The sequence below is a fragment of the Cetobacterium somerae genome (genome assembly GCF_022430525.1).
In the GTDB taxonomy this organism is placed as follows: Bacteria; Fusobacteriota; Fusobacteriia; order Fusobacteriales; family Fusobacteriaceae; genus Cetobacterium_A.
On record NZ_CP092519.1, the window covers coordinates 1,842,262 to 1,854,840 of the forward strand.

The following is a 12,579-nucleotide window of genomic DNA, read 5'->3' on the forward strand; positions in this document are numbered from 1 at the left end:
TTTCTATTTCACCCCACTCTTTCTAGCTTTAATATAGTTCTGAGTAGCGATTATAAATCCTATTGTTATAAACGCACCAGGTGCTAGTATAAATATTAAAGCTGGTGTAAATGAAGCTGGTGTTACAGATATTCCAAAAGCTGTTCCATTTCCTAAGATCTCTCTAATTGTTCCTAAAAGAGTTAGAGCTAATGTAAATCCTAATCCTGCTCCAATTCCATCTAATATTGATTTAAATACAGTATTCTTTGAAGCAAAACTTTCAGCTCTACCAAGTACAATACAGTTAACAACAATTAGAGGAATAAATAATCCTAAAACTTTATATAAGTCTGGTAAGTATGCTTTCATAACCATTTCAACTATAGTAACTAATGATGCTATTACCATTATGAATGCTGGAATTCTAACTTTATCAGGAATAAAGCTTTTTATCATTGATATTAACATATTTGAAAAAACAATTACTGACATTGTTGCAAGTCCCATTGCCATACCATTTATTGATGATGATGTAACTCCTAGTGTTGGACATAATCCAAGTAAAAGTACAAACACTGGATTTTCTTTTATTATTCCATTTAATAATATCTCTTTATTTGATTTTGCCATTATTTTTTATTCACCCCACTATTAAAACTATTTAGAGCTCTTTTAATTCCTGTATAAACAGCATTTGGTGATATTGTAGCTCCAGCAAAGCCATCTGCTGATTTATTAAATTCATAAGAAGCATCTTTTCCAATAGCTTTCTTTTGCCACTCTGGATCTAATATTTTTGATCCTAGCCCAGGTGTTTCCTGACTTCCTATTATGTTTAATCCAGTTACTCTTCCTCTTCTATCAATTCCTAATACAAAATCTATATTAGCAGCATAACCTGGCTGAGAAATTGTTACTACATATCCAACAGGCTTTCCATTTGATCCATTTCCAGGGATAAATTCTAATTCATCTACTTTTACTATTGCATTCTCATCAAATGATTCAGCTTTTGGCAAAACCATTATTCTTGCTGCATTTACTGCCGCTTTTTCGTTTTCTTTTATAACTTTTTGTGTTGCACCGTTAACTACAGATAAAATTCCAGCAGAGATTGACGCTATTAGTGTTAAAACAATACCATAATGTACAAATCTATTTCTTTCCATTATTTTACCTCCCCAAATTTTTTAGGGCTTGTATATCTATTAATTAAAGGTACAAATCCATTCATTATAAGAATTGAGTAAGCAACTCCCTCTGGATAACCACCTTTAAATCTAATTAACGATACTAAAACTCCTATACCAAAAGCAAAAATTGCTCTTCCTTTTGGTGTATGAGGTGATGTTACCATATCTGTTGCCATAAAGAATGCCCCTAAAAATAGACCTCCTGAGAATATATGTAAAAATGGATCTGCTCCAGCTATAAGAGAAGCTGCAAATACTGTTCCAATCATTATTGCTGGTACCTTCCAATCTATTTGCTTTTTATAGATTAAATATGCTCCACCTAGAAGAAGAGCTAAAACAGATGTTTCTCCTAAACATCCACCCATTCTACCTATAAATGTATTTAAATAAAGATTTCCACTTTCTATTAAGGCATTATCTGTTGGTAACCCTCTTTTCATTGCATCTAAAAGAGTAGCTCCTCCAACATCATCATACATAAATGTTGTTATTGCAACTGGCCAAGATGCTTGAACAAATGCTCTTCCAACTAAAGCCGGATTAAATATGTTATGCCCTAATCCACCAAATACCATTTTTCCTAGAGCTATTGATACTACAGCTCCAACTATAACATATACTAAAGACATGTATGGTGGTATTACAAAAGCATATAAAATTCCTGTTATAATAGCACTTCCATCAAAAATTTGTACATCTTGTTTCATTAATTTTTGACATACAAACTCAGTTACCATACAAGATAAAATAGATACCGCTGTTACTACTATTGCTCTAATTCCAAAAAAATAGCACGCTGCTAAAAGTGCTGGAAGTAATGCTATTATTACATCATACATTACATCATCAACAGTTTCCTTAGTTCTGATATGAGGCGATGGCCCCATTTTTAAAATTTTTGCCACTTTTTTCCTCCTACTTTTTCATTGTTCTAAGTTTAGCTTTTCCAATTTTTATTGCTTCTGTTAGTGGTCTATTAGCTGGACATATATAAGCACAAGAACCACACTCTATACAATCCATCAAGTGGTATTTTGCCATTTCTTCCCATTGTGAAAACTCTGCTAGTCTAGCATACATTATTGGTTCTAATGACATTGGACATGCATCAACACATTTTCCACAACCTATACAAGCTTTCGGCTTACAATAGTTTGTTTCTTGTTTCGTTAAAGCTAGTAATCCTGAAGTTCCTTTTATAACAGGTACCTCTAAAGTTAACTGAGCCATACCCATCATAGGTCCACCCATAACTATTTTTTCTACTACTTCTTCTTTATATCCGCAATTTTCTAAAAGCATTGATATAGGTGTTCCTATAACAGCTTTTAAATTTTTAGGTTGTTCTACCCCTTTTCCAGTAACAGTTACAACTTTATCTAGTAAAGGTAATCCATTTACAATAGCATCATATATCGCTGCTGCTGTCGTTGTATTGTTAACAACTACACCAACTGCTGAAGGCAGCTTTCCTGATGGTACCTCTTTATTCAATATAGCTTTTATTAAAGATTTTTCTCCACCTTGTGGATACATTGTCTTCAGTGGCATAACTTCTATATTTGTTCCTTGGCAAGCTTTTCTCATAGCTTCTATTGCTTCTGGCTTATTATCTTCAATTCCAATAACAGCACTATCTACATTTAATATATGTTTCATTATTTTTATACCTTCTATAACTTTTGAAGGCTCTTCAATCATAACTCTATTGTCAGAGTTTAAATATGGCTCACACTCAGCTCCGTTTAGTAATAATACCTCTATTTTTACATCTGCTGGTGGATTTAATTTTACGTGTGTTGGGAAAGCTGCTCCTCCAAGACCTACAATTCCTTTAGATCTTATTGCTTTTAACAACTCTTCTTTTGTCGAATTTTTCCACTCAGGTAGTTTCTCAAGAGTTGTCCACTCTTCTTGCTCATCATTTTCAATTACAATTGTTTGTACATTCCCCATTAATGGAAATGGTAAATTTTCAATTTTTTTTACCGTACCACTTACTGATGCATGTACAGGAACTGATAAAAAAGCTTCTGAGTCAGCTATTATTTGCCCCTTTAAAACTCTTTCTCCAATCTCTACGCAAGGCGTTAAAGGAACCCCTATGTGCTGAAGAAGTGGGATGAAAACCATTTTTGGTGCTGCTAAAATCTCTACAGCTTGATTTTCTGTTTGGATCTTATTTTCAGGTGGATGTACTCCCCCTTTGAATCCGAAGAATTTCATAAAAATATTCCCTCCTTTGTAGTTAACAAACTATATTCCATTGTTAGAATAACATATTTATTTATATTTAACAACTTTTTTGAGCTATTTTTTTGCTTTTTTGTGTTACTTTTTGTTATATTTCTGCATAATTTTATCTATTTGAGTGTTTTTTAATACATCATCTAATAAAGAAATCACACTTGAAAACATAGGATTTATAACCTCTGACTCCTCTTTTGTAAACCTACCTAAAACAAAATTAATATTTTCATCTTTATTTTTTGCTTTTCCTATTCCACATTTTACTCTCATAAAATCCTGACCTAAATGTGATATTATAGATTTTATTCCATTGTGGCCACCAGCGCTTCCATTCATTTTTACTCTTAATTTTCCTAAAGGTAGATCCATATCATCATAAACAACAATTAAATCTTCCATTGGATCTATTTTATAAAATTTAACAACCTGAACTATTGAATTACCACTTAAATTCATATATGTTTGAGGTTTTAATAAAATTACTTTTTCTCCATTTACTGTTTTTTCTGTTAATAATCCTTGAAATTTTTCTTTAAATGGATTGAATCCATTTTTTTCTGCAAACTCATCAATTATATCAAATCCAACATTATGTCTTGTTCTTTCATACTCTTTTCCAGGATTTCCTAATCCAACTATTAACTTCATCTTTCCTCCTAAATTATAACTATAAAGAAAGAGAGAATCTAAGATTCTCTCTTTCAAAAGGTTTTATTAGCAATTCCCATCAAATTGGTATTTTGCAAGTCCTCCTAGAGAAGTTTCTTTGTACTCCTCTTTTAAGTCTCTTCCTGTTTCTCCCATAGTTTTTACAACTTGGTCAAAAGAAATGCTATGCTTTCCATCTGTATATAAAGCATACTGCGCCGCGTCTAAAGCTCTTACCGCTGCTGCTGCGTTTCTCTCTATACAAGGTATTTGAACATATCCTCCAACTGGGTCACAAGTTAATCCTAAGTGGTGCTCTAATGCCATTTCTGCTGCATATTCGATTTGCTCTAATGATCCACCTAATATGAAACATGCCATTGCTGCTGCCATTGCACAAGCTGATCCAACTTCTGCTTGACATCCACCCTCTGCTCCTGATATTGTAGCATTTTCTTTTATAATGTTACCGATTAGTCCTGCTATAGCAAGACCTTTTAATACTTCTTCATTTGTTAAGTTATACTCCTCTTTTAAGGCGTACATTAATCCAGGAATTACTCCTGCAGCTCCACAAGTAGGGGCAGTAACAACTCTACCTCCTCCTCCATTCTCTTCAGATACAGCTAATGTATAAGCAAATATTCTTCCAACAAATCCACCTCTAGATTTATCGTTTCTTGCTTTTCTATAGAATGATTGAGCTCTTCTTTGTAATCTTATTGTTCCTGGTAAAATTCCATTTTTAGAAAGTCCTGATTGAACTGATGCTTCTAAAGCTGTTCTTATTTGATCTAAGAAATACCAAATTGATTCCCCTTCATTTTCAGTAACAAATTCCCATAATTCTTTTTTATTTTTTTCACACCATGACATAATTTCAGCCATTGTTCCAAAAGAATAAACTCTTGATCCACCCTGTCTTTGTTGTCCTTCTTCCATTATAGTTCCTCCACCAACAGAGAATACTAACCAAGAATTTAACTCGTTTCCTTCATTATCTAAAGCGATAAACTTCATACCGTTAGTGTGATACGGATGAACATACTCTGGCATCCATACTATTTCTGTAGATTTAGGCTTTAACGTCTCTATTATTATATAGTCTGTTAAGTGCCCTTTTCCTGTTAATGCAAGTGATCCGTATAACTCTACTTTATAACTTGCTGCATTTGGGTTTTCTGCCTTAAATCTTTTTGCCGCTCTCTCTGGCCCCATTGTATGAGAGCTTGATGGTCCATTTCCAACCTTAAATAATTCTCTTAGTGAATCCATTTTTCCTCCTGAACTTTTAATTAAAAATTTTACTGTCTAATCTCTCCATTATAGTTTTTAGCTATTAATTTTAAGATTTTGTCAACAGTTATATTGATATCGCTTTCCTCAAGAGTTCCATCCTTCTTTCTTAAAACGATGCTTATAGCAACTGATTTTTTATCAGCTTCTATTTTCTCTCCTTGGTAAACGTCAAATATAGCAACACTCTCAATTAGATTCGATGACTTTTTGATATCTTCTAACATCTTTCCAACTAGTACATCTCTATCTAAAACAACTGCTAAGTCTCTAGTAACTTCAGGATATTTTACAATTCTCTCATATTTAACTTTTTTAGCTCTATAATTTAATAGAGTTGTTAAATCAAGTTCAGCTACGTATGCTCTCTCTCTTTTAATGTCCATATTTTCTGCTAACTCTGGGTGAATTTCTCCAAAAGTTCCTATTTTAACTTTTCCTATTCTTATATCAGCACTTCTTCCTGGATGGAAGTTCTTATCCTCTGATCTATCTAATTGATATCTAGTTACTCCCATATATTCTAAGAATTTTTCAACAAATCCTTTTAAAGTATAGAAGTCCATTGCTTCTGGCTTTGGATCCCATAATGTTTTAAAAGTTTTTCCTGCAAGAGCTATTGAAGCTCTTAATGTTTCATTTGCTAATCCATCCTCTTTTGGAGTAAATACTCTTGATACCTCAAAAAATCTTAAACCATTTTGATTTCTGTTTAAATTATCTCTTACATTTGCTAATAAACTATAAATTAATGTTGGTCTCATAACTGCCATATCATCACTAATTGGATTTGTTATTTCCAATGTAGGTTCTGTTATTCCTAACATTTTTATAGCATCTTTTGAAATGAAACTATAGTTTATTACTTCTTGTAATCCTAATTTTGCTAATATTTCTTTAGCTTCATCAACAACAACTGTCATCGAATCTTTAACTCCAGGTCTTATATTTTCTTCTGGCATCTTATTTTCTATATTATCAAAACCATACATTCTTATTATTTCTTCATAAAGATCTGCTGTTCTAGTCAAATCTCCTCTATAAGATGGTGGTGTTGCTATTATTGTTGTAGAATTTAGTGTTTTTATATTTATACCTAAATTAGTAAGTATTTTTCCTACTACATCAATCTCTATATTTTTTCCCATGAATTTTCTTAATTTTTCGATATTTAAAGGAATTTCTATTTTTTCATATTTTTCAATATATTTATCAATACATCCTTCTAAAACCTCTCCACCTGTTAATTGAGAGATTAAATCTGCTGCTCTTTCTAAAACTTCAGCAGTGTTTTCTATATCTAATCCTCTTTCAAATCTATAAGAAGAATCACTTGATAAACCTAATTCTTTAGATGTTTTTCTTATGTTTTCTGGAGTAAAGTATGCGCACTCTAAGAAAATTTCAGTAGTTTCTTCTGTTACTTTACTTGATTCTCCACCCATTATTCCAGCTATTCCTAAAGGTTTTTCAGCATCTGCAATAATAAGTTCGCCTTTATTTAGCTCTCTTTCAACACCATCTAGTGTAACTATTTTTTCACCATTTAATGCTTTTCTAACAACTATTTTTCTGTCATTAATTTTTGTTAAATCATAAGCATGTAAAGGTTGATTACATTCAAATAAAATATAATTTGTTGCATCCACAACATTATTTATTGGCTTTAATCCCATTGAAATTAATCTATTCTTTAACCATTCTGGAGATTCTTGTACTTTTATATTTTTTATAACTTTTCCTGAGAATCTTTTACATCTCTCTTTATCTTCTATTCTTACATCTATATGTCCAGTATTTATACTTTCTATTATCTTTTTAGATTCAAACTCAGGACATTTTATCTTTCTTCCATAGTAAGCAGCTATTTCTCTAGCTATTCCTATATAAGATAAACAATCTGGTCTATTTGGTGTTATTTCTAGTTCAAAAATTACATCATTTAATTTTTTATAAACTCTGTACTCTACACCTAACGGAGCATCTTCTGGAAGTATTATAATTCCATCTCCATCATTTCCAAGTCCAAGCTCTACCTCAGAACAAAGCATCCCTTGAGACTCTATACCTCTTATTTTACTTTTCTTTATTTTAAAGTCTCCTGGTAAAACTGCTCCAATAGTTGCTACAACAACTTTATCTCCCAGTTTATGATTTGGAGCACCACATACTATTTGTAGCTCCTCCTCTTCACCTATATTAACTTTTAAAAGTGTTAATTTTTCAGCTTCAGGATGTTTTCCATACTCTGTTATCTGTCCAATAACTACTTTTGCTAATTCTTTTCCTTGCTCCTCTATAGCTTCAACCTCTTGACCAATCATAGTCAACGTGTTTTCTAGCTCTTTTATGTCCTCTTTTATATCGACATATTGCTTCAACCAATCCAACGAAATTAACATTATATGCCTCCACCTTTTATTTAAATTGCTTTAAGAATCTTACATCATTTTCAAAGAATGCTCTTAAATCATCAATACCATATCTTAGCATTGTAATTCTTTCTATTCCCATTCCAAATGCAAATCCTGATACTTCTTCTGGGTCATATCCTACAGCTTCTAAAACAGCTGGATCAACCATTCCACATCCCATTATTTCTAGCCATCCACTATGCTTACAAAGTCTGCACCCTTCACCTTTACAGATTACACATTGCACATCCATTTCAGCACTTGGTTCTGTGAACGGGAAGAAATGTGGTCTAAATCTAACTTTAGTTTCTCCAAATACTCTTGTTACAAATTGCTCTAACATAGCTTTTAAATTAGCAAAAGATACTTCTGGCCCTACCATTAATCCTTCCATTTGATGGAACATTGGTGTATGAGATATATCATAATCATTTCTATATACTTTTCCTGGACAAACCATTCTAAACGGTGGCTGATGTTTTTCCATATATCTAGCTTGTACTGGTGATGTATGTGTTCTTAAAACTACATTTTCACTCATATAAAATGTATCTTGTAAATCTCTTGATGGATGTGTTTCTGGAATATTTAACGCATCAAAGTTATAAGAAGTAAATTCTACTTCTGGTCCCTCTGCAACATCAAATCCCATCTCCACAAATATATTTTTTAAGAAGTTCATAGTTTCTGTTATTGGATGTAATCCTCCTGTAGAAACTTCTCTCCCTGGAAGAGAAATATCTAGAGTTTCAGATTCTAACTGCTCTTTTTTTACCTTATTTTTAATCTCTGTTGTTTTTTCTTCGATTAAAGTTGTTATAACTGTTTTTACATCATTTACCATTTGTCCAAAAGCAGGTCTTTCCTCTGGCGATAAATCTCTCATAGATTTAGAAATTTCAGTAAACTCACCTTTTTTTCCTAAATACTTAACTCTAATTTCATCCATTTCTTGTAGTGTTGTTGCTTTTTGGATAATTAAACTAGCTTCATCCTTTAAAGCATTCAGCTTATTTTTCATTTGTTTCCTCCTAAAACAAGGCTTTTTATTTTATCTCTTTATAACTAAAAATTAGCTCTTTATTTTCAATTAGCAATACCCCATACCTATTATCCTTTAAAGCCCCTGGATTAAAATATTTTATTCCATTCTTTTCTTCATAATAAGGAATATGAGTATGCCCAAAACAAACAGCATCTACATCATATTTTTCAGCTATCGCTTCCAAAGTATACATCTCTTTTTTTACGTTATAAAGATGTCCGTGCGTTATAAATATTTTTATTCCATCTATGTCAAATATTTCATTATCATTAAATTTTCTATCAAAAATATCACAGTTTCCTCTAACAATATAAAACTCTATATCTGGAAAAGCAAAAGAACACTCTTCGCCATCCCAGCTATGATCACCTGTCCATATTATTATATTAGGACTTTCTTGTGATATTATATCATAAATTTTATTTGTGTTTCCATGAGAATCTGTAATTATTAGTATTTTCATATTCATTCTATCCTATAAATATTGATGTTTGAGACTTTTCCATAATATTCAATCCTTTTTTTCCTGTAATTTTTTCAAAGAAATAACCTCTACTCAAATTCCCCATAATTAAAAGATCTAAATTATTAACTTCATTTAAATACTCTTCTTTAGCTGTTTCTCCGTCAAAATTCTTCCATTCTACAACTTTTTCTTTTTCTTTTAAATATTTTAATAATGTATTATCCTCTATCTTATAAAGTAAAGTTAACATTATAAATTCTTTTATATCTGGAAAAATATTTATAAAAGAAAATACACTCTTATTTATTTTTACACCATCATCACTTGAAATTCCAACTTTTTCTAAAGATGTTATAGCTTTTTCTCCCACCATAACAATAGGTTTAAAGTGGTTTTTCAGTACTGTTACAGCTGATTCTGATAAAGCTTCACCTTTTTCAAAAATCAATAAATCTGCAAGTTTCATATATTCTTTAATTATATCCCAAGGAAAACCAAATTCAACATTTAAGACTGAATTTATCCCTCTTAATTTCAATTTTTCTTGTAGATGTTTTACTTCCTCTTCTTCAAAAGCGTCTCTTTCTTGTGAAAAGGAGTTATTACTTAAGTTTACTATCATTCCATCCATTGTTGCTGGTATAATCTCATCCCTTCTAACATCTTTTACATATAGTGGGACTATTTCGTATCCAAATTTCTCTTTAAAAAATATTGCGCTATCTATTAGTACATTTTTTTTTGATCCTTCTCCAAATACAACTAAAACTTTTTTCATAATAACTCCTCCTATAGACTTAAATTATTCTTGAGTTGCTTCTTCTGCATCTTCCTCTTTAAAACTTGCTATTGATACAACTTTTTCAGATTCTGATTCATTTACTCTCATAATTTTTACACCTTGAGTTGCTCTTCCAATTATAGAGATTTGATTTACTGAAGTTCTTATAACAATTCCCGACGATGTTATTACCATTAATTCCTCTTCATCTTTAACAGGTTTAACTGCTACAACTTCTCCATTTTTATCACTACATCTTATATTTATAACACCTTTACCACTTCTAGATTGTAATGGATACTCATCTACTCTTGTTCTTTTTCCATATCCATTCTCTGTAATAGTTAAAATAGTCTCATTTGCTGCATCATCTATTAATAACGCTGATATTACTTTATCTTTAGCTCTAAGAGATATTCCTTTTACTCCACTTGTATCTCTTCCAGTTGGTCTCACATCATCTTTAGAGAATCTAATTGAGTGTCCTAATTTTGTTGCTAAGAAAATCTGTTCTTTTGAATCAACTGGTAAAATTCCAACAAATATTATGTCATCCCCATCTCTTAATTTGATTGCTTTTAATCCAGCAGTATTTATATTTTTGTATTCACTTAAATTTGTCTTTTTAACCATTCCATCTCTAGTTACAAATACAAGCTCTTTATCTTGGCTAAACTCTCTTATTTTTATTATTTCTCTAACTTTCTCATCTTCCTTTAATTTGATTAAGTTTCCTATAAGTCTTCCTCTAGCCTGTTTTGAAGATTCTGGAATTTGATAAACCTTTAAGTGGAAAACTCTACCTTTATCAGTGAAAATCATCATTGTATCTAAGTTTGACATAACTTCCATTCTCTCAACAAAGTCATCCTCTATAGTATTTTGAGTTGAAACTCCTTTTCCACCTCTTTTTTGAGCCTTATATTTATCTAGCTCCATTCTTTTTACATACCCTCTATTTGTTATAGTAACAAGAACACTATCATCTTTTATTAAGTCTTCTGGTCTTATTTCTAATCTCTCTTTTTCAATAGTTGTTCTTCTTGGATCATTGTATTTATTTTTTATATCATTTAATTCATCTTTTATAATTTCATAAACTCTATCATCATCTGCTAAAATTTTATTTAATTCAATTATTAAAGTTTTTAATTCTTCGTGCTCTTTATCAATTTTATCTCTTTCAAGACCAGTTAATCTTTGTAGTCTCATATCTAAAATTGCTTTTGATTGCTCTTCACTAAATCCATACTTATCAATTAATGCAATTCTAGCTTCATTACCATCTGCTGATCCTCTAACAATTTCAATAACTCTATCAATATTTTCAAGAGCTATTATAAATCCTTTTAATATATGAGCTCTTCTCTCAGCTTTATTTAAATTAAATTTTGTTCTTCTAGTTATAACTTCAAATCTATGCTTTAAATACTCATCTAAAATTTCTTTTAAATTTAATACTCTCGGAACGTTATTAACTAATGCTAGCATAATTATTCCAAATGTTGTTTGAAGCTCTGTGTATTTGTATAACGAGTTTAAAACTAATTCAGATTCTTCACCTTTTTTTAGCTCTATAACCACTCTAATACCATCTCTATCTGACTCATCTCTTAAATCAGATATTCCAACTATTTTTTTCTCTTTTACTAGATTAGCTATTTTTTCAATTAAAGAAGCTTTATTTAATTGGTATGGAATCTCTTTTATTATTAAGCTTTCTCTACCATTTTTTCCTTCTTCTATTTCAATTTTTCCTCTAACTCTAACTCTTCCTCTTCCAGTTGTATAAGCGTCATAAATACCTGCTTCTCCATCAATTATTGCTCCTGTTGGGAAATCTGGACCTTTTATATATTCCATTAATTGAACTGGTGTTATTTCTTTATTATCTATTAAAGCTAGTATTCCATCTACAACTTCACCTAAGTTATGAGGTGGAATATTTGTTGCCATTCCTACAGCAATTCCCGTAGCTCCATTTAATAAAAGATTAGGAAGTTTTGCTGGTAATACAATTGGCTCATCTAATGAATCGTCAAAGTTTTTTCTAAAATCTATTGTGTCCTTATCAATATCTTCTAATAACTCATTACTTATTTTAGACATTCTAGCTTCCGTATATCTCATTGCTGCTGCTGAATCTCCATCGATAGATCCAAAGTTTCCATGTCCATCAACAAGTTCATATCTATACGCAAAGTTTTGAGCCATTCTTACCATTGTATTATATACTGCTAAATCTCCATGTGGATGATATTTTCCTAAAACTTCTCCAACGATTCTTGCTGACTTTTTATATGCTTTATCGCTTGTCATTCCCATTTCATTCATAGCAAATAGAATTCTTCTATGTACTGGTTTCAATCCATCTCTTACATCAGGTAATGCTCTACTAACTATTACACTCATAGAGTAATCTAGATAGGATTGCTTTAACTCTTCCTCTATATATCTATTATTCACATTAGACATTATTTATTCCTCCTAGAACATTATTT

At 31.1% G+C, this 12,579-nt stretch carries 11 protein-coding genes; all 11 read right to left on the reverse strand.

Features of this window, described 5'->3' with window-relative positions; genetic code table 11:
* Nucleotides 1-3 precede the first annotated feature (3 nt).
* The gene (locus tag MKD34_RS08675; RefSeq protein WP_023050792.1) at nt 4-612 is read right to left on the reverse strand and encodes an RnfABCDGE type electron transport complex subunit E; all 609 of its coding nucleotides are present in this window, start codon (nt 610-612) and stop codon (nt 4-6) included.
* The gene (locus MKD34_RS08680) at nt 612-1,151 is read right to left on the reverse strand and encodes an RnfABCDGE type electron transport complex subunit G (RefSeq protein ID WP_023050791.1); all 540 of its coding nucleotides are present in this window, start codon (nt 1,149-1,151) and stop codon (nt 612-614) included. Before MKD34_RS08680 ends, MKD34_RS08675 begins: the two co-directional genes overlap by 1 nt.
* The gene (locus MKD34_RS08685) at nt 1,151-2,083 is read right to left on the reverse strand and encodes an RnfABCDGE type electron transport complex subunit D (RefSeq protein ID WP_023050790.1); all 933 of its coding nucleotides are present in this window, start codon (nt 2,081-2,083) and stop codon (nt 1,151-1,153) included. Before MKD34_RS08685 ends, MKD34_RS08680 begins: the two co-directional genes overlap by 1 nt.
* 10 nt (nt 2,084-2,093) lie before the next feature.
* Nucleotides 2,094-3,404, reverse strand: a complete 1,311-nt coding sequence (gene rsxC, locus MKD34_RS08690) for an electron transport complex subunit RsxC (protein WP_240219055.1) — start codon at nt 3,402-3,404, stop codon at nt 2,094-2,096.
* A gap of 105 nt (nt 3,405-3,509) precedes the next feature.
* Nucleotides 3,510-4,076 carry an aminoacyl-tRNA hydrolase gene (gene pth / locus MKD34_RS08695; RefSeq protein ID WP_240219056.1) on the reverse strand — a complete coding sequence of 189 codons (567 nt, stop codon included), beginning with the start codon at nt 4,074-4,076 and terminating at the stop codon, nt 3,510-3,512.
* Nucleotides 4,077-4,142: 66 nt separating this feature from the next.
* The gene (locus MKD34_RS08700; RefSeq protein ID WP_023050787.1) at nt 4,143-5,351 is read right to left on the reverse strand and encodes an L-serine ammonia-lyase; all 1,209 of its coding nucleotides are present in this window, start codon (nt 5,349-5,351) and stop codon (nt 4,143-4,145) included.
* 29 nt (nt 5,352-5,380) lie between these two features.
* Nucleotides 5,381-7,774 (reverse strand): phenylalanine--tRNA ligase subunit beta, encoded by a 2,394-nt coding sequence (pheT, locus tag MKD34_RS08705; RefSeq protein WP_240219057.1) that lies wholly within the window; start codon nt 7,772-7,774, stop codon nt 5,381-5,383.
* A 16-nt stretch (nt 7,775-7,790) separates the two neighbouring features.
* The gene (gene pheS, locus MKD34_RS08710) at nt 7,791-8,807 is read right to left on the reverse strand and encodes a phenylalanine--tRNA ligase subunit alpha (protein ID WP_240219058.1); all 1,017 of its coding nucleotides are present in this window, start codon (nt 8,805-8,807) and stop codon (nt 7,791-7,793) included.
* A 25-nt stretch (nt 8,808-8,832) separates the two neighbouring features.
* Nucleotides 8,833-9,294, reverse strand: a complete 462-nt coding sequence (locus tag MKD34_RS08715) for a metallophosphoesterase family protein (protein ID WP_240219060.1) — start codon at nt 9,292-9,294, stop codon at nt 8,833-8,835.
* Nucleotides 9,295-9,301: 7 nt separating this feature from the next.
* Nucleotides 9,302-10,075 carry a universal stress protein gene (locus tag MKD34_RS08720; RefSeq protein ID WP_240219062.1) on the reverse strand — a complete coding sequence of 258 codons (774 nt, stop codon included), beginning with the start codon at nt 10,073-10,075 and terminating at the stop codon, nt 9,302-9,304.
* A 24-nt stretch (nt 10,076-10,099) separates the two neighbouring features.
* Nucleotides 10,100-12,553, reverse strand: coding sequence for a DNA gyrase subunit A (gene gyrA / locus MKD34_RS08725; RefSeq protein WP_240219063.1), 2,454 nt, complete (start codon nt 12,551-12,553; stop codon nt 10,100-10,102).
* Nucleotides 12,554-12,579: the final 26 nt, after the last annotated feature.

Bases quoted from the DNA above. Each gene is read 5' to 3' on its own strand.
- MKD34_RS08680 (WP_023050791.1), bottom strand. From the start codon at position 1,151: ATGGAAAGAAATAGATTTGTACATTATGGTATTGTTTTAACACTAATA.
- MKD34_RS08720 (WP_240219062.1), bottom strand. From the start codon at position 10,075: ATGAAAAAAGTTTTAGTTGTATTTGGAGAAGGATCAAAAAAAAATGTA.
- MKD34_RS08700 (WP_023050787.1), bottom strand. From the start codon at position 5,351: ATGGATTCACTAAGAGAATTATTTAAGGTTGGAAATGGACCATCAAGC.
- pheS (WP_240219058.1), bottom strand. From the start codon at position 8,807: ATGAAAAATAAGCTGAATGCTTTAAAGGATGAAGCTAGTTTAATTATC.
- gyrA (WP_240219063.1), bottom strand. From the start codon at position 12,553: ATGTCTAATGTGAATAATAGATATATAGAGGAAGAGTTAAAGCAATCC.
- MKD34_RS08675 (WP_023050792.1), bottom strand. From the start codon at position 612: ATGGCAAAATCAAATAAAGAGATATTATTAAATGGAATAATAAAAGAA.
- pth (WP_240219056.1), bottom strand. From the start codon at position 4,076: ATGAAGTTAATAGTTGGATTAGGAAATCCTGGAAAAGAGTATGAAAGA.
- pheT (WP_240219057.1), bottom strand. From the start codon at position 7,774: ATGTTAATTTCGTTGGATTGGTTGAAGCAATATGTCGATATAAAAGAG.
- rsxC (WP_240219055.1), bottom strand. From the start codon at position 3,404: ATGAAATTCTTCGGATTCAAAGGGGGAGTACATCCACCTGAAAATAAG.
- MKD34_RS08715 (WP_240219060.1), bottom strand. From the start codon at position 9,294: ATGAAAATACTAATAATTACAGATTCTCATGGAAACACAAATAAAATT.